Origin of the sequence: Mannheimia indoligenes (assembly GCF_036880405.1) — a bacterium.
GTDB classification, from domain to species: domain Bacteria; phylum Pseudomonadota; class Gammaproteobacteria; order Enterobacterales; family Pasteurellaceae; genus Mannheimia; species Mannheimia indoligenes.
The window spans coordinates 40,659-59,112 of the sequence record NZ_JBAJJM010000002.1; the positions used below are offsets into that span (position 1 = coordinate 40,659).

Below are 18,454 nucleotides of genomic sequence, written 5' to 3' on the forward strand. Positions count from 1 at the left end.
GGCTAAACCCAGCCTAGTTGTCTTAATAAAAATAGCCCGATGCTGGCACTGAACATTGAGCCAAGAGTAGTGATGCCGATTAAATTTGCTGCGGCTTCACCATCTCCACCGTAGCTTCTCGTCATTGCATAAGTAGCTGCTGCTACAGGAGCAGAGGCAGCAACAAAGGCTATGCCAAGCTCCATCGGTGGCAGTTTAAATACAAATTTACCGAGCAGGAGAAAGAAAATCGGGGCAAAAATTAACCGAATGGAAGCAGAAAACAGCACAATTTTATTAATGGTACTTTCTGTTCCTTGATTAAATTGCTTCAATTGTTTGAAATTAATGCTTGCTCCTGTACAAATTAAAGCGAGTGGGAGTGTTAAGCTTGCCATTAATTTGCCAGCGGATTCAAGCGGTTTGGGAATTGAAACAGCTAATTCAAAATAGTTAAAAATTAAGCCTGCAATTACGGCTAAAATCAATGGATTTTTCAAAATCGAAAGGAGCAATCTACCCACATTGATTTTTTTCTCGCTCAATGATGAAGTTAGCGTAATCACCGCCAGCACATTAAAGGTAATCACTAAGCAGGAAATATAGACCGATGCAGCCGCTAAGGCTTTATCACCATAGGCATTGAGGATTAAAGCAATGCCTAAAATTGCGGCATTTGTACGAAATGTCCCTTGCGTGAAAATACAGCGATAACGGCGGTTTTCAATGTGCTTTGCAGCCCACCATTCCGCCCATAAATAAATTAATATCGACCCTCCCACACCGGTGGAAATTAAGCTAATTTGGCTTGAGAAATCCAACGGGCTTTTTAGCATATTGAAGAAAATCATTGGCGGTAGCGTAAAGTTAAACACCACCTTTGATGCCATATTGCAAAAGGCATCATCAATGAATTTTCGCTTGCGTAGAAAAATCCCGAATAACATTAATAAAATGGTGGGTAATGTTACGCTAATGCTAAATTGAAGAGAGTCGAAAATATTCATTTGATTACCTAAGATGATATTCCTCCTTAAATAGGAGGAATATAAGCGGTTATTTTTACTCGAAAGTTTGTAAATTAAAGCCCTGCTTTCAAACTCGCCTCGACAAATTTATCCAAATCACCGTCTAACACTTGTTGCGTGGTGCGGTGTTCCACGCCGGTGCGGTGGTCTTTAATGCGAGAGTCGTCCAACACATAAGAGCGGATTTGGCTGCCCCAACCGATGTCGGATTTATTGTCTTCCATCGCCTGTTTTTCGGCATTTTTCTTGCTCATTTCCAGCTCATAAAGTTTTGCTTTAAGCTGTTTCATCGCCTGATCTTTGTTTTGATGTTGTGAACGCCCGTTCTGACACTGCACTACAATCCCACTCGGCATATGGGTAATACGCACCGCCGATTCGGTTTTATTAACGTGCTGACCGCCCGCACCGGAGGCACGGTAAACATCAATGCGAAGATCGGCAGGGTTGATCTCAATATCAATATCGTCATCGACTTCAGGGTAAACGAAGGCAGCTGAGAACGAAGTATGGCGGCCGTTGTTCGCATCAAACGGGCTTTTACGCACCAAGCGGTGAATACCGGTTTCGGTTCTAAACCAACCGTAGGCATATTCGCCGGAAATTTTTACCGTAGCAGATTTAATTCCAGCCACATCACCGTCGGAGGCTTCCATCAACTCTGCCTTAAAGCCTTTGCTTTCTGCCCAACGTAAATACATTCGAAGCAACATTTCCGTCCAATCTTGTGCCTCTGTACCACCCGAACCGGCTTGCAGATCCAAATAGCAATCGGCACTGTCGTGTGGGCCGCTGAACATCCGTTTAAATTCTAAATCTGCCAGTTTTTTCTCTAATTCATCGGCCTCGGCTTGGGCTTCGTTGAAGGTATCTTGATCTTCGGCCTCCACCGCCAATTCAATCAAACCTTCCACATCTTCAATTCCTTGCTCTAACTGGCGAATAGTATTGACGATCTGCTCCAACATCGCTCTTTCTTTACCGAGAGCTTGAGCTTTTTCCGGCTTGTTCCACACATCAGGCTGTTCTAGCTCGGCATTCACTTCTTCTAAACGCTCGACTTTGGTATCAAAGTCAAAGATACCCCCGAATTACCTCAGTTCGTTGAGATAAATCCGCAAGTTGGTTTTTAATTGGGTTCAATTCAAACATTATTTCTTCCTTTTTTCAGTTTTGGGCTTGTAAAATAAGGTGTGATTATACCGCAAGCGGTTAAATTTTCAGAATGTTTTGCAAAAAATTTCCCAAATTTGACCGCTTGTTCTTGCTATAATTCCAAGCATATTTTATGGAGAATATTATGGCAAAAAGACCTAGTGATATTGATGCAACGCTACTGCAACTTGAGATTTTACGTCGTATTCCCAAGCTACCGCAGAAAATTGATGCGAGAACCTTACACCAGCAGATATTGGATGCCGGCTTTGAGCGAGATTTAAGAAGCATTCAACGCACGCTAAAAGTGCTGTGTGAGCATTTTGATATTGAGTGTGATGAAAGAAGTAAGCCCTACGGATATAGCTGGAAACTTCGCTCGGAAGGGTTGGCTTTGCCGATTCTCAATGAACAACAATCGCTTTTGCTGAAATTGGCAGAACAGCAGTTAAAATACCTCCTTCCGGCAAATTTAATGGCATCCATGAAACCCTTTTTTGAGCAGGCAGATAAAATGGTGTCTGGTAGTAAAGACAAGCCCGAATATCAATGGCTAAATAAAGTCTGTTCGACGCCAACCAGCTTGCCACTTGTGCCGGCAAAAATCAAAGATGAGATTTTTTCCGCCGTTAGCCAAGCTCTGTTTCAAAACAGCTTTCTGAAAATTGAATATCAAAACCAATTTGGTAAAAAACACTCGGCAACTGTTATGCCTTTGGCGATTGCTCAACAAGGGGCAAGTATTTATCTGGTCTGTCGTTATGAAGGATTTGAAGATAATCGGCTGCTTGCTCTGCATCGTATTCGCAAAGCAGAAATTTCCACTTTTACCTTTGAACGCCCGAAAGATTTTGATTTGAAAGCGTACCAAAATGACGGGCATCTCGGTTTTGGTAGCGGAGAAAAAGTCCGTTTGACTTTCTCAATTAGTAGAGATGCAGGCTTCCATTTAACAGAGACACCGATCAGTAAAGATCAAAAAATCCTTGAAGAATCGGAAGCACATTACCGTTTCCAAACCACTGTTGCTGATAACGAGATGCTCAAGTGGTGGCTACGCAAGTTTGGCGAAGATATTTGGGATATAGAAAAAGAGCGTATTTAGATAAAGTAAGCGGTGCATTTTGCATTATTTTTTGCAAAATACACTGCTTGCATTAGTTTTGAATATAGGTAGTTTCTTCCAAAAAACGATTAAAATCACTTTTAAAGGTTTTATCTTGAATAACACGGAATTTCTCATATTCCGTTTCGGCTTTAATTTTTGCCATTTCAGCACTGATTTTGCCGCTATCTTGCAAAATCGGGTAGTTAGAAAGCATCAAGAAATTATTTAAAAACGTTTCCCATTCAGCCATATTCATCAGAATTTGCCGTCTAGCACGGTTTTCTGCCAAATCTAAATAGGCAGAGACCAAGCGATTAAGTTCGCTGATATGAGCCTCTTCCAAATAGTTTTTAGCCACAGAAACATCGCTTTTTAAAATTTTACCGTCAGGGGTATTTCGCCAACTGGTCAGCCCCATATTAGGTACTTGGCTGTCAGCCTTGTGATAAATCATCTCTGCGGCAGTTTGTCCTGTAATTGCCCAATGCAATTTATTTTGCACGCTGGCAAAAAATTGGCGAGTCAGTGGCGATTTTGGATCGTAATCGGAAGATAAAGCATATAAATCAGTAATTTTCTCGTAAAAACGGCGTTCAGATGCCCGAATTTCCCGAATTTTTTCAACCAGTTGCTCGAAATAATCTTGCCCAAACTGATTGCCTTGTTTTAAACGTTGTTCGTCAATCACAAAACCCTTGATGATAAATTCACGCAAAGTATTGGTCGCCCAAATGCGGAATTGGGTCGCCTCACGGCTATTCACACGGTAGCCGACAGCGATAATGGCATCTAGGCTATAAAAATCGACTTTTCGTTTCACCATTCGGGAGCCTTCTTGGCGAACTATTTCCATTTTGGAAATGGTTGCATTTTGAACAAGTTCTCCGGAACTATAAATGTTATCGAGGTGCTTCGATATTGCCGGTACTTCAACCCCAAACAATTCCGCCATACTTTTTTGCGTCAGCCAAAAGGTTTCATCTAAGTATTGCACTTCAATTTGCACATCTTGCTGAGCGGAATAGAACAGAATGTTGGCACTGGTGGGTATGGATAAATCTCGCATAAGGTTCTCCTTTATTTGAGCCATACCTTACCACAAAACAAATACGGATTTCGGGCTAATTTTGTGATCTTGATCGAGAAATTTGATTTTCTCGACTTTTAATTCCCTTTATTTGCCTGTTTTAAAAAAACGGGAGCAATTAAATGACTTTTCAACTTACCTTCTGCCAAAAAGTCGGCAATAAGCACAAGAAAAATCAGGATGCACTTTTCAACGGCAAAGCTGTTTATCAATGGCAATATAAAAATGCCGAAAGTGATATTTTGGATGAAAACAAAGTAATTTTCGGGGTAGCGGACGGCGTTTCACATAGTCCTCAATCTCAACTTGCCAGCCGTTTCTTAATGGAGCAGTTGAGCAAATGCCAAGCATTAAATTCAACGTGGTTGCGAACCACACAATTTGCACTTTGTGAAAAATACGCAGCTTCTCATTTTGGCATAAGTAGCACCTTTGTTGGTTGTGAATTGCACGTTAATGGTAAAGGCAAAATTCTAAATGTGGGAGACAGCAGAGCTTACAAAATTACGGCAAATGGGGAGTGGCAGCAGCTAAGTGAGGATCACACTGTGTTGAATGAAATGAAAATGCAGGGATTGGCACAGGATACAGCGGAATACGCCTCCATTTACCGAGCTTTGTCAGACTGCATTATTGCTGATGTTGAGGCGGCTGATTTCCGTATTTATTTTGCCGAATTTCAACTTGAAAAAGGCGAGAGTATTTTGCTCTGTTCGGACGGATTATATGACTATCTCAAACCAAAAGAGCTCGAAATGATTTGGCAACGCTACTCCAGCAATGCGGAACGGCTGCAAATTTGCAGAAAAAGCGTGAAAAAGCACCGCTTGTATGATGATTTTTCTGCTGTGATTTGTGAAATTTTATAATTTTGCGACACAAAGTGTCGTTTGCTTGCGTAAAATCATAAAAAACGAAGGAGCTCAATATGAAAAACGATCTTAACTACGCCGCCGGCCTTATCCGCCAAGCAGACGGCATTTTAATTACAGCAGGGGCTGGGATGTCGGTGGATAGTGGTTTGCCTGATTTCCGCAGTGTAGGCGGACTTTGGAACGCCTATCCACCGCTCAAAAAATTTAATTTGCATTTTATGGAGCTGGCGACACCGCTTGCCTATCAACAACATACTGAGCTGGCAAAATGGTTTTTCGCTCATCGCCTTAACCAATATCGCCAAGCCGAACCGCATGAGGGATATGCGATTCTCAAACGTTGGGCAGAAAGCAAGAAACACGGCTATTTTGTGTTTACCAGCAATGTGGATGGTCATTTCCGCAAAGCCGGTTTTTCAGAAGCCCGAATTTACGAATGTCACGGCACATTAGACCGCTTGCAATGTGTGGCAAATTGCCAAAGTAAATCGTGGTGGTCATACGATTATCAACCGATTACCGATGATGAAAACTGCACCGTATTAAATGATGCACCACGTTGCCCTGATTGCGGAGGCTTGGTTCGACAAAATGTACTGATGTTCAACGATTGGAGCTATGCTGAGGGATATCAACTCGGCAAGCAAGCACTACTTGATGAATGGCTACGCAAGACCCAATGCCCAGTGGTGATTGAAATCGGTGCAGGCAAAGCCGTACCAACAGTCCGCAATTTCTCCGAACGCACCGCTAAACAGAAAAAAGGCGGTTTAATCCGCATTAACCCGATAGATGCCGGCGTACCCAAAATGCACTTTTTGAGTTTGGAAATGGGGGGATTAGAGGCGTTGAGGAAGATTGATGAGGTATTACAAGCGGGTTGAATTCGGCGAAAATTTGCAAATCTTTGATACAATGAAAACATTGAAATAGTGTAATAAAGGAGCAGAAATGAGCCAAACGAATACTGAAAAAGAAATTGCTGAAATTAGAAAAATTAAAGATATTGTAACGAAGGAATTATCTATTCCTGATTATCAACGGCCTTATAAATGGTCAGTAAAAAATATTACGCAACTACTCAACGATCTCTATTTTCATTTTGAAAATGGTAAGAAAGTTTATCGAGTAGGATCCGTTGTAATTCATAAAGATGATAAAAATAAGTTAAATATTGTTGATGGACAACAACGTTTGATTAGTCTTTCTCTAATTTTGTATCTATTGGAGAAAGATGCTAATTCATCAAGTGAGATTTATCCTTTATTAAAGGGAAAATTATCTCATACTATTAGTGCTGATAATCTTGTAATGAACAAAAATGCTTCTGAACAATTTATTCAGGATAGAGTTAAGGACAAAAAAGCATTTGCTAAATATATTTTAGAAGATTGTGAGTTTGTTTATATTGAGTTAAATGATATTGATGAGGCATTCCAATTTTTTGATGCTCAAAATGCAAGAGGGAAATCTCTAGCCCCTTATGATTTGCTAAAAGCCTATCATTTGAGAGAATTAGATGCAGATAAAGAGACGATTTATCAATGTGTCGAAAATTGGGAAAAAGCCGTAGATGCAGACATTGCGGATTTAAAAGAAATCATCAGTGAAACTTTATTCAGATTACGTCGTTGGCAGAAATATCAGACAGCGGAGAAATTTACGAATAAAGAACTGGATACATTCAAAGGTGCTAGCTCGGATAAAAATTATCCTTATATTACACAACAACTTGCTAGTTTTAACTTATATAAAATGTATCAGGCTTTCCCTATGTTAATGGATAGTCGATTTAATCAAATTCATTTTCAATCGACTCAACCGATTGTGAATGGAGAACTCTTTTTTCGTTATATTGAGCATTATAGAGAAAGCTATATTTTCTTATTTGATAAGCAGAAAGGGTTTTTGACAGGAACTGAAATTTTCTCTGGGAAATTAGGTGATTATGATAATAATCTATTAAGATATATTGATGAATATCCTGGATCTTATCGTGATGGTGATAAATATATCAAGAATTTATTTAAATGTTTGGTCATGCTCTACTACGATAAATTTGGTAAGGAACATCTTGTTCAAGCCGTAGAAAAATGCTTTAAATGGTGCTATCGGATTCGTTTAATGCAAAGCAGAGTATTGTATCGAACCATAGAAAGCGAAGTATATTCTATACATAGTCTATTTTCTCATCTGATCAGAAGTGATAATTCGCGAGAATTTCTAGAATTTATGATAGGCAGATTTAAGTTTGAGTATTATCAAGAACAGAAAATTGGACTAAATAATTTGCTAGAAGATTTGGAGAAAAAAGATGAACAAAAAACAAGTTAAAACGCTATATGTAAAAGAACTATGTAATATTGACAAATATATTGTTCCTATTTACCAGCGTAATTATGCTTGGGGAAAAGATGAAATTGAATTATTGATTCAAGATATTGAGGAAGCTCAGAAAACAGCAAAAGATAAAAATTACTATATCGGTAGTTTAGTTGTAGCAAAACGCCTTGATGCCTATGAAGTTATTGATGGACAGCAACGCTTAACGACTTTAAAACTATTGTTAAGTTATTACAATCAAAAATATCAAGAACAAAAGGATATCCATCTGACTTTTGAACATCGTGAAGCATCTAACTATAGCTTATCAAACCTCACAAATAGTTCGAAAGAGAGTGATAGTATCAGGTTGGGTTATCAAATTATCTCTAATATACTGGAACAGAAATCTAACCTATCTGGAAAAGAAAATTTAGATATTAAAGAGTTTTTCACATTCTTGCTAAATAATGTTGTTATTCTCAGAACAGAGGTACCAGAATATACTGATCTTAATCATTATTTTGAAATTATGAATAATCGTGGTGAACAGTTAGAACATCACGAGGTTTTAAAAGCAAAATTAATGTCTTCATTGAAGGATGATAAAGAAAAGAAACTGTTTGCTTTAATTTGGGATGCCTGTTCTGATATGAGCGTTTATGCGATTAAACGCTTTCCTAGTGATATCAGAACAAGCGATGAATTTTTTGGAGAGAACTGCCATAAAATACCATCATCCTTTGATAGTATGAAAAATAAACTATCGGAGGTTTTAGGAAAAAAATCTGATGAGGCTAATGGAGAAAATACGAGTGAAGATGCAGATGGCAAGAATGGAAAAATGATTATTTCCTTACTAAATGAAGAGTATATTGAAAGTAAAAATAAAGATAATAAAAAAGGTTATGATGAAATTAAAGATGGAAAATTTAACTCTATTATTGACTTTCCTAATTTTCTAATGATTGTTTTAAAGATTTATAAGAAAGGAAGTGATGTAAAGCTTAATGATAAAGAGATGATAAGTGAGTTTGTAAGTCTAAATAAAAATGAAATAATTGAATTTTCTTTATGCTTGCTAAGATGTCGTTTGCTCTTCGATAGATATATCATCAAGACTAAGGATGATGAAGACGATTGGCTATTATTAGGTTTAAAAAAATATGATGATGGAAACTTTAAAGAAATAAATTCTTTCAGTAGAGCATTTAGCAACGATGATGGTTCGGATAATGATGAACCTGCAAGTGATGTAAAAGAATATAAGTTAGATAATTATTATCAACATATCATTCATATTTTGTCTATGTTTCATACTTCGTTTAGGTCAAAAATTTATAAAAATTGGCTTTTTGATGTATTGTATAAGATCAGTGAACACTCATCTCTCAAAGATAAAGATAGTTATAATTTAAAGGATGATGTGTATTTAACTATTTTAGAGGAAATAGCTGATCAACATTATCAAAAGAGTAAATCTGATTCTCCTAACTTTTTTGAGAATGGTCAATCAACCCCTCACTATATTTTTAACTACTTAGATTATCTTTTATGGAAAAATTGGGATAAATATCTGGAGAAAGAGAATCGATTTATAACAAAGAATCAGTTTAGGTTTTCTTTATCACGAACATCAATAGAGCATTATCTTGCTCAAAATCTTGCACCAGAGGGTTCAAAAGTTCATAATTTTGGTAATCTTTGTTTGATTTCTCCGCATCAAAATTCAGCATTAAGTGATTATGAGACGACGACAAAGAGAAGTTTTTATGAGGGCGCAAGTAAACGTTTCGATTGTATGAGTTTAAAACAAGCTATTATGCTTTCAAAAGAAAATTGGACAGAGACGGATATAGAAGAACATTGCGAAGATATGAAAAAACTTTTAGATACTAAGCCTTCTCAGAATAAATAAATTTTCACAAGCGGTGCAATTTTGCAAAAACTCTGCAAAATTGCACCACTCTTTTTTTACCTTTCTCCGACTTTTAACTCTCCCGATTAGCCTGTTTTAAAGGGCGTTATTTTTGTTCATTTCTGCAAAAGCATATCGAAAAAAATTTTTTCCTACGACACAAAATATCGCAATTTTACATAAAATAGAGGTATCCAATAAAACAGGAGTGGCAAATGAAAAAATACTGTCTAATAGAAAGTGATCGTGGTGATGAGGAGCAAAAACTTTATCAAATCAAAGCATTAAAGACTTTTACAACCAGCAATGGCACAGAAGTTAAAGAAGGCGATTTAGGTGGTTTTATTAGTGGTGAGCATAATCTTTCTCACGAAGGAAATTGCTGGGTGGCGAATAGTGCGGAAGTATGGGATCAGGCTTGTGTTTCTGAAAATGGTTATTTAGGTGGCATTTCTTGGCTATATGATCAGGCACAGTTATATGGAAATGCACAGGTCAGAAGAGGTTATATCGGTGGTAATGTCAAAATTTATGATAATGCCGAAGTTTCGGTGAAGGGCGATATTTCAGGTGATGTTGAAATTTATGAAAATGCGGTTGTTGCAAGCAAAGAGACGGATATTTCTGGCTCCGCTAAGATTTTTGGAAATGCTCATATCGGTGGATTTTATCGAGGTGATATAAAGATTTCCGAACAGGCTAAAATTTATGGTAACGCCCAAATTGGCGGAACTTGCCATATAAAAGGAAATACTGAAATTTGGGGTGATACGGTAATTGCCGGTAGCAATATTCGGATTAAAGATAATGTCAAAATTTGTGGAGCGGAAATAAGCGGTAGGAATGATTTTTTCGGCAATACTCGGATTATTGGTGAAAATATCGTGATTAATGACGATGTTGATCTGGGTAGTAATGCCTTTATTCAGTCTCAAAATGATTTTTTGCAAACAAAAATGTTTTCGGATTTTATGGAGTATCTTACCGCATATAAAACAGAAAATGGATTTGAAATTCGTTATAACAATCGGGTTTTTTCTACGGAACAAATCCGAAATGCGTTAAAGGCATTTTCGGAATATGAAACAGCGATTGAAGTTGCAAAATCCCGTATTTTAGGAGGTTTTTAATGAAATATCGTTTAACAGAAAATACTGTGGAATATAAGGGAAAAACGCTTTATCAAATTGAAGCTTTAAAAGATTTTGAAGTTAAGCGAGAACATTGGGTGTTGAGCGTTAAAAAAGGTGATTTAGGTGGCTATATTGAGAAAGAAAGTAATCTTTCACAGCAAGGAAATTGCTGGATTACACCGAATGTTTATGTGTTTGATAATGCAAAAGTAGAAAACGATGCGTTCATTAATTGTATTTGTAAAGTGAGGGAGAATAGCCGTGTATTTGGACGTGTTTGGCTGCTTGATGATCATATTAAAACATATGAATCCGATATTTCAGGGCAAGCAAAAGTTTATGGTAACGCCCATATTTGTAAAGCAGCTTTAACTATGGAGGGGAATACGAAAATATATGGTGATGCAGAGGTAATATACACTCAACTTTCTCTTTCTGATAATGCAATATTTTGTGGTGGAGATATTAGTGGAATAGATAAAGGGCATATCTATTTACGGGATAATGCAGAAATGCGTGGCGGTTGGTTGAATGATAGTTGCTCAGTATATGGTAATGCAATTATCTATGGTGGAGGTATTCACGATAATGCTGAAATTTACGGCAATGCTAAAATTTATGATTCAGACATTTGTGGTGATGCAAAAGTGGAAGGCAATACCGAAGTGAAGTTTGATACCAATATCGGTGGCAACGCTTATCTTTGTGGTAATGCGATTGTGGAACGAGATGAAGATGTAATGACATTCTCAAATATCGGCACACTGGCACTGTTACAAAATGAAGAAATAGAAGATATGAAACATCTCACATTTTTCCGAGCCGGCGATAAAATGCAGATGACGATTGGAAATCGTTTTTACGATGATCCGGAAAAGTTTTTACAGCATACCAAACTCTTTTGCCAAAATTTACAGGCAATGCTCGAAATGGCGGAAAAGCGGTTTGGTTATTCGGAGAAATTTTAATGAAAGATGATTTCACTCAATGGGTCATTAATGGTTTTATCGCCTTTCCAGAGGTACAAAAACAGCAGCCGATTGTGGAATATAAAGGTAACAGCATCATTATTACATCAAAATTATGGGATAAACATTTAAGTTTACAATTTATCAAGCATTCCAATACCCATTTTGAAGGTAGTTATTGCTATCAATTTACCTTAGAAAATGGCGAGAGGTTTTTTGATATGCCGATAAGTGTTGATTGTTTAATGTGCAAAGAAAACGGTCAGTTTTATGATCTCGGTTGGATAAATCAAACCCGATTTGACGATCCTAAAACCTTATTCTGTGAAAGTTTGCTTGTGCCACTATTAGTTCCGATTTATCGCCAGCTGACCTTAAAGAAAATTATTTGGGGAGCCGGTGGTGATAATTCATATCAATATGCGATGTTTGATCATACACTCAATACTGATGAAATTGACCCAGAACAGACTATGGAAGCGTACTTCTCCATTGAAAAATGGAGCTATCAAGATTTTTTAAATAACGAGAGTGTAAAGAGTAAGGAGAATTAAAATGGAAAAATTACCGAGAATTGTGGTTTTAACCGGTGCAGGCATTTCAGCCGAGTCAGGTATCCGCACATTCCGAGCCGAGGACGGCTTGTGGGAAAATCATCGGGTGGAAGATGTCGCCACGCCGGAAGGCTATAAACGGGATCGGGAATTAGTCCAACGCTTTTATAACGAACGCCGCCGTAAGCTCTTTGACCCCGAAGTACAACCCAATGCCGCCCATTTGGCGTTGGCAAAATTAGAAGAGAAACTCGGCGAAAATCTGCTGATTGTGACGCAAAATGTCGATAACTTGCACGAACGTGCCGGTTCGAAAAATGTGATTCATATGCACGGTGAATTGCTGAAAGTTCGTTGTCCGAACAAAGGAACAGTGTATGAATGGCAAGGCGATGTTACCGAGAATGACCGCTGCACTTGCTGTACCCAATCGGCACGGCTGCGTCCGCATATTGTCTGGTTTGGCGAAATTCCGTTCCAAATGCTAGAAATTGATGAGGCGATTTACGATTGCGATATTTTCGTTTCCATTGGCACATCGGGCAATGTGTATCCTGCCGCCGGTTTCGTGGAAAAGGCAAACCGTTGGAAATCACATACCGTTGAACTCAATTTAGAACCGAGCAAGGTCAAAACGGCGTTTAAAGAAACTCGCTATGGTAAGGCAACGGAGATTGTACCGCAGTTTGTGGAGGAGATTTTGGCAAGTATTGAAGGCTAGTTGCAAGCGGTCGGTTTTGCAGAATTTTTTGCAAAATTGACCGCTTGTTGTTTTTATGCGACACAAAATATCGCTTGCTTGCATATACTATATTTAAGTTAGAGATATGAAGGCAAGGGTAAATAATGAGCAAATTAGGGATAATTTTAAATCCTGCACTTTATGAAGCATACCATTGTGCGATATTAAGTGCAGAACAAGATCAAGGTATTTCACATTTTAGCTTGGCACAAATAAACCAATTTCTTGGTTTAGAGGCAAAGGATTTTGGCGATATTTGCCATTATTTAATAAGTTATTGGGGAGATATTGGGCGTTTAGACGGTATTGAAATCAGTTGCCGATTAGAATTGGAAAATCAGAAGAGAATGCTCTATTTAATATTTGATAATAATTTAGAACGATTAGAAACTAGAGTAACTCGATTAGGCTATCTGTTAAATCAACGTGCAATATTAATTTTACCCTGTGGCGGTAAGAAATTAAGACGTTATTTATTAAATACAGATAAGTTAATATTCTCTCCAAAATATAAAGAGCGGGAATATAGTGAAATCTATGAGGCGATATATTATTACTTTCGTTATATTTATCAAAAGACAATTTTGAGTCGTGTGGAATATAAAGAAAATTGCCGTTTTTGTGATAGTGGAATAATGAATAAATCTGGAATGCATCTTTTAGGTCAGAAGATGGATAAACATTTTACCCAAATTAAAATTGGACAACGTTTTGAAATAAAAGAGGAAAATTAAAATGAAAAAAATCGTTTATATTGATATGGATAATGTGCTGGTCGATTTCCCAACGGGCATTGCTAAGTTAGATGAACAAACACGGCGGGAATATGAAGGCCGCTACGATGATGTGAAAGGCATTTTTAGCTTAATGGATCCGATGCCTGGGGCGATTGATGCGGTCTATAAACTGGCGGAAAAATATGATGTTTATGTGCTTTCCACCGCTCCTTGGTGGAATTCCTCGGCTTGGATTGATAAGGTTGAGTGGATTCAAAAGCATTTCGGCATTGATGAAGATTCTGTACTTTATAAACGCCTGATTTTATCCCACCATAAAAATCTGAATCAGGGGGATTATTTAATTGATGACCGCACCCGAAACGGAACGGATAAATTTGGTGGTGAGCATATCCATTTCGGACAGCCACAATTTCCAGATTGGAAAGCGGTATTAGATTATCTACTATAAAAACGGTAAGCCTTCGCAAGCGGTCAGTTTTTTGTAAAAATTTGCAGAAAATGGGCTGCTTGTTATTTTATACGACACAAAATATCGTTGTTCCGTTTTATACTCAGAAAAAATAAGGAGTATCTATGGAAAATCACACTAACACCATGCACCCTATTATTGAATTTTATCAGGGCAAACGTAAAACCCGACAGTTTGATCTAAGCCTAGAAGAAGTATGGGGGCTGAATAAACATCTGATGAACCAAGGTTATTTTTGGATTGCGTGGCTATTTCCTGTTGAAAAGCCGTCTAAACGGAATAATTTAGCCCCTGCATTTCGACCGCAAGATACCGAGTTTTTCCGAAATTCACCTGAAATTCAACAAAGATTTATTGGCTCTTTCGAGCATATTATTCGCTATTGGGGGATTTACCTTGAAGAGGGTGAATTAAAAGTGACGGAAGAAGTCCAAAATCGTCATTATTGGATTCGGCGTATTGGTCACGAAGATAAAAAAATTTCTCGCATTATCGTGAGTTTAGATTTATGCGGCCAGCCTGAATTAGCAAGAAAGTTACAAAAAATTGCGGTTCAGATGGGGTTGGAAAAAGGCACGCCGAATCCTGAAACGGTGGAGATTTGGCGGAATTTGATCTGATTTTTTGATAGTAATTGTTTTTTTTTTGAGCAGTTTGTTATACTTGTCGCATTGTCAATTTGAGATATCGTATTTCGATAAGAACAGGGGATAAAGATGAATATTGAAATATTAGATTCATTTTTTCAGCATTGGGGGAAAATTTCTTTAGAGAAAGAAAGTGAAGTAAAAGAAGTCATTGTGCCAAATATAATATCAATGCAGAAGTTTTTTGATGGATATAAACCGGTTTATCAAAAAATTGAGATGCAAAAGCAAGATGGATTAATGCTGAATATTTGGGAAGCTGCTAATTTAGGTAGAAATGAGGTTCGCAACAGTAAAACATTAAGATGGTTTTTAGATATGTATGCGGATCATGGTCAAAAAACGCTCTTTTTGAGAGAGTTTCTGAAGTGTTTACCTGAGCCATGGTATTCTATTTCTATCGGAAATTATTGGGCAACAGAAGAATGTTGTCCATTAGGTTATGAGACGGAACGTGTTGATATTGAAATTGATGCAGAGAATTTTTTACTTTTTATTGAAGTAAAAATAGATGCGTTTGAGGGAGATAGACAGCTAGAACGTTACTATGATACAGCAGTACTGAAAGCCAAAGAGCGACCTTTTGGTATTGTTTATTTAACAAAGGATGGAATATTACCAAAGGAACATCAGAATAAAATTGAGTTTATGGGGATATCTTGGAAAATGCTTGCATATAATTGGCAAAAATTTACAAATAAAACATTGAAAGAAAACCCTAATAATCGTGCTGTTTGGTTAGCTGAACAATTTATTGAGCATATTTCGTCTTTTTAGACTAAGGAAAATACTATGAGTAAAACACAAGCGGTTAAATTAATTTTAGAAAATTTATCAATGATTGAAGAAGTTTACAATTTTGTTGATAAAGAATTATCTCCCTCATTATTTAATGCTATTGATAATACTATAAAAGATGAGTTAGGTGATTGGGTTGGTTTTTTTGATTTCTATGAAAATGATACAACATTTTGCCCGAAGCATTTTTTGACAGCTGAGTTAAACAAAACTTTGGATTATAGAAATAGCATCGCAAGATATACTTTCTATCAAGTAGATGATATTAATTATTACTGGATTTCGAATCTATTTAATATCAATGGAAATTTGATGAAATTTACATTTGTAGGACATTGGGGGAATGAGAATTTTAATTTCACTAACGGAAAATGGAAAAAGTTTTGTCAGCAAGAGAATGAAAAATATCCTCAAATTCAGAAAGCTGGTTTTAAATTTAATGAAAAAGAAGGTAACTGGTATTTACCAATCCAGCCATTAAATATTCATAAAGTCATTGAATGTTACGAGAGTGATTTAGACGAAGCAATGGATCCGATTCGTGATGCTTGCAGAATACTTTTAGAGACTCATATTTATTTTGAGAAAATTATGGAAGATGCTAAATCTTATAAAGGATAAATAAACTCTGGCTAAGTTTATTACAGCCCTAATAGGATATTACGAGCCTATTAGGGCTTTTCAATTTCCGACAGCTTTTCTACCGCTATAATCCGCTCGTCCGTTCAAACATATACCATAAAGCACTAAATGCGACATAAATTGTCGTATTAATAAGTAAAATTACTGATGTGAAATCAGCAAAAGGAATGTTTTATGAGTAACTATCAATTAAACCCTTCAACTTTTTCGCTTTATAGTGAAAAAATCGTGTTAGAAATTATGTGTGAGCATAATGGTTTTAATAAATTCTTAAATCTTCGAGGTTGGGCAGACGATAGATTAGCTTATTCATTAGGTCTAAAGTCTGAGTGGGATAATGAAGAGAGTAATGAAATTGTTAAGTCTCTATTGAAAGCTCGGTATCAAGCGATTAAAAATGTTGAGTTATATCCTTCGCCTGAATTAGATATCGCCTACCGAAATATCCAAAAATTAGCGGAATATATTGATCTAAATGCCACAGAAAAAGCGATTTTTACGCTAGTTACACATATTAAAGCGGAAGAAATGTTAGAAAATGGTCTTGAATATTTAGGGCAATTTAATTCGTCATCATCAATGAAATTTATTGCTAAATTGCTTGATTTAGACGAGCAAGAAGTGAAGTGTGCTTTATCTAAAAGTCAGAAATTAAAACGTTATGGTTTAATCGAACAATCCCGACATAATACTGATTTAGAGGGCTTTTTAGAGTGGGGAAATACGCTTGATTTTAATGAGTTTATTAGTGAACCATTAGATCAAGAATCCCTATTAAAACAATGTTTAAAAATTGCCGAATCGCCTAAATTATCACTTTTTCATTTTGAGTATATTCAAGAAAACGTTGCAATGATGAAAGCCTACTTATCACAAGCCTTAAATACTCAACAAAAAGGTGTGAATCTATTGATTTACGGCAAGCCCGGAACAGGGAAAACAGAGCTTGCGACATTATTGGCAAATGAATTAAATACAGCAGCCTATACTTTAAGTTTTGAAGATGAAGCCGGCGAAGCCGTTTCTGCCAAAAATCGTTTAAATAGCTGTGTGTTGGCACAAACGTTACTAGCTGATCGAAATGCACTGATTATTTTTGATGAAATTGAAGATGTTTTTGCAGGTTCATTTTCAGCTCGTTCAGAAGCACAATCTAAAAAGGCGTGGGTAAATCATTTTTTAGAAAATAATAATGTCCCGATGATTTGGATTTCAAATTCAGTCGATTGCATTGACAACGCCTATCTCCGCCGCTTTGATATGGTGTTTGAAATGCCGATGTTGCCGAATAAACATAAAGAAAGTTTGATTAGTGCATTGGCAGGAGAAAAACTCTCTCCCGACTATATCCGCTATTTCGCCCAAAATGCCGATTTATCGCCGGCGGTATTAACTCGTACTTTTAATGTGATGAACTGCCTCCCTATCGAAAACCAAGCGGATTTTGCCGGAAAAGCGTTGGGAATGTTTAATCAAACGCTGGTTTCGCAAGGTTTCCGCAAAATTGAACCGCTTGTTGAAAGCAAAATTGCCTACAATTTAGATTGGGTAAATTGTGCGGAAAATATGCACAAAATCAGCGAGGGGCTAAAACGCACCAAACGTGGGCGAATTTGTTGCTACGGTCCACCGGGAACTGGCAAAACCGCTTGGGCAAATTGGTTGGCACAGAAAATGGGATTGCAAACCTTGGTTTGTCAAGGTTCGGATTTATTAAGCTCTTATGTGGGAGAAACGGAGCAAAAGATTGCTGAAGCGTTTCGCCGAGCCAAAGAGAACAATATGGCTCTGATTTTTGATGAAGTGGATACCTTTCTGTTTGCTCGTGAAAGCGGGCAACGCAGTTGGGAGCATAGCCAAGTTAATGAAATGCTGACGCAAATCGAAAAATTTGAAGGCTTACTGATCGTTTCCACCAACTTAATGGATAATCTTGACCCAGCCGCATTACGCCGTTTTGATCTCAAACTCCATTTTGGCTATTTAAACGTGGAACAACGTAAAACTGTCGCTATCAGTCAAGCGAAAAAATTGGAGCTGCCTGAGTTGAATGAGCAAGAGCTTTCCCGTTTTGATTACTTGGAGAATCTCACCTTAGGCGATTTTACAGTGGTGGCTCGCCGACATCGGTTTGCTCCCTTTGAACATTGTACGGATTGGCTTGAAGCACTGGAAGCGGAATTATGGCTAAAACCTAAAGTGGAAACGAATTTGGAAAAATGGGTGCTTTAAGGAAAGTAAGCGGTCGCTTTTTCCTGAAATTTTGCAAAAAATTTCCCAAATTTGACC

General features: G+C 37.3%; 17 protein-coding genes and 1 pseudogene. 15 read left to right on the top strand and 3 right to left on the bottom strand.

The window, feature by feature from the left end:
- Nucleotides 1-2: 2 nt before the first annotated feature.
- Nucleotides 3-986, bottom strand: coding sequence for an AEC family transporter (locus V6W77_RS01955; protein ID WP_334253631.1), 984 nt, complete (start codon nt 984-986; stop codon nt 3-5).
- Between the two features lie 74 nt (nt 987-1,060).
- A protein-coding gene (gene prfB, locus V6W77_RS01960) for a peptide chain release factor 2 (protein ID WP_334253632.1) occupies nt 1,061-2,159 on the bottom strand; the annotation gives its coding sequence in 2 pieces (ribosomal slippage) (nt 1,061-2,083 and nt 2,085-2,159; 1,098 coding nt in all).
- Nucleotides 2,160-2,307: 148 nt separating this feature from the next.
- On the opposite strand from prfB, the gene V6W77_RS01965 reads away from it, so the two are divergent.
- The gene (locus tag V6W77_RS01965) at nt 2,308-3,267 is read left to right on the top strand and encodes a helix-turn-helix transcriptional regulator (protein WP_334253633.1); all 960 of its coding nucleotides are present in this window, start codon (nt 2,308-2,310) and stop codon (nt 3,265-3,267) included.
- 52 nt (nt 3,268-3,319) lie between these two features.
- Here V6W77_RS01965 and V6W77_RS01970 read toward each other — a convergent pair whose 3' ends face one another.
- A complete protein-coding gene (locus V6W77_RS01970; protein ID WP_334253634.1) occupies nt 3,320-4,336 on the bottom strand; it encodes a virulence RhuM family protein in 1,017 nt (338 codons plus the stop codon).
- A 143-nt stretch (nt 4,337-4,479) separates the two neighbouring features.
- Here V6W77_RS01970 and V6W77_RS01975 point away from each other — a divergent pair, with 143 nt between their 5' ends.
- The 14 genes and pseudogenes from V6W77_RS01975 (at nt 4,480) to V6W77_RS02040 (ending at nt 18,397) form a co-directional block, all read left to right on the top strand.
- A complete protein-coding gene (locus tag V6W77_RS01975; protein ID WP_334253635.1) occupies nt 4,480-5,226 on the top strand; it encodes a PP2C family protein-serine/threonine phosphatase in 747 nt (248 codons plus the stop codon).
- 59 nt (nt 5,227-5,285) lie between these two features.
- A complete protein-coding gene (locus V6W77_RS01980; RefSeq protein WP_334253636.1) occupies nt 5,286-6,116 on the top strand; it encodes an SIR2 family NAD-dependent protein deacylase in 831 nt (276 codons plus the stop codon).
- Nucleotides 6,117-6,183: 67 nt separating this feature from the next.
- The gene (locus tag V6W77_RS01985; protein WP_334235935.1) at nt 6,184-7,566 is read left to right on the top strand and encodes a DUF262 domain-containing protein; all 1,383 of its coding nucleotides are present in this window, start codon (nt 6,184-6,186) and stop codon (nt 7,564-7,566) included.
- On the top strand, nt 7,547-9,472 hold the full coding sequence (locus V6W77_RS01990; protein ID WP_334253637.1) for a DUF262 domain-containing protein: 1,926 nt from the start codon (nt 7,547-7,549) through the stop codon (nt 9,470-9,472). Before V6W77_RS01985 ends, V6W77_RS01990 begins: the two co-directional genes overlap by 20 nt.
- A gap of 215 nt (nt 9,473-9,687) precedes the next feature.
- Nucleotides 9,688-10,602 carry a hypothetical protein gene (locus V6W77_RS01995; protein WP_334253638.1) on the top strand — a complete coding sequence of 305 codons (915 nt, stop codon included), beginning with the start codon at nt 9,688-9,690 and terminating at the stop codon, nt 10,600-10,602.
- Nucleotides 10,602-11,573 (top strand): hypothetical protein, encoded by a 972-nt coding sequence (locus V6W77_RS02000; protein ID WP_334253639.1) that lies wholly within the window; start codon nt 10,602-10,604, stop codon nt 11,571-11,573. The genes V6W77_RS01995 and V6W77_RS02000 overlap by 1 nt, the downstream gene beginning before the upstream one ends.
- Nucleotides 11,573-12,127, top strand: a complete 555-nt coding sequence (locus V6W77_RS02005; RefSeq protein ID WP_334253640.1) for a hypothetical protein — start codon at nt 11,573-11,575, stop codon at nt 12,125-12,127. The genes V6W77_RS02000 and V6W77_RS02005 overlap by 1 nt, the downstream gene beginning before the upstream one ends.
- A gap of 1 nt (nt 12,128) precedes the next feature.
- Complete coding sequence (gene cobB / locus V6W77_RS02010) at nt 12,129-12,848, top strand: Sir2 family NAD+-dependent deacetylase (protein ID WP_334253641.1); 720 nt, start codon at nt 12,129-12,131, stop codon at nt 12,846-12,848.
- Between the two features lie 125 nt (nt 12,849-12,973).
- The gene (locus V6W77_RS02015) at nt 12,974-13,603 is read left to right on the top strand and encodes a hypothetical protein (protein WP_334253642.1); all 630 of its coding nucleotides are present in this window, start codon (nt 12,974-12,976) and stop codon (nt 13,601-13,603) included.
- Between the two features lies 1 nt (nt 13,604).
- Nucleotides 13,605-14,051, top strand: a pseudogene (locus V6W77_RS02020) (5' nucleotidase, NT5C type); the annotation flags it as partial.
- 131 nt (nt 14,052-14,182) lie between these two features.
- On the top strand, nt 14,183-14,698 hold the full coding sequence (locus V6W77_RS02025; protein WP_334253643.1) for an opioid growth factor receptor-related protein: 516 nt from the start codon (nt 14,183-14,185) through the stop codon (nt 14,696-14,698).
- Between the two features lie 96 nt (nt 14,699-14,794).
- Nucleotides 14,795-15,502 carry a PD-(D/E)XK nuclease family protein gene (locus tag V6W77_RS02030; RefSeq protein WP_334253644.1) on the top strand — a complete coding sequence of 236 codons (708 nt, stop codon included), beginning with the start codon at nt 14,795-14,797 and terminating at the stop codon, nt 15,500-15,502.
- Nucleotides 15,503-15,517: 15 nt separating this feature from the next.
- Nucleotides 15,518-16,144, top strand: coding sequence for a hypothetical protein (locus V6W77_RS02035; RefSeq protein WP_334253645.1), 627 nt, complete (start codon nt 15,518-15,520; stop codon nt 16,142-16,144).
- Nucleotides 16,145-16,339: 195 nt separating this feature from the next.
- The gene (locus tag V6W77_RS02040; RefSeq protein ID WP_334253646.1) at nt 16,340-18,397 is read left to right on the top strand and encodes an AAA family ATPase; all 2,058 of its coding nucleotides are present in this window, start codon (nt 16,340-16,342) and stop codon (nt 18,395-18,397) included.
- Nucleotides 18,398-18,454: the final 57 nt, after the last annotated feature.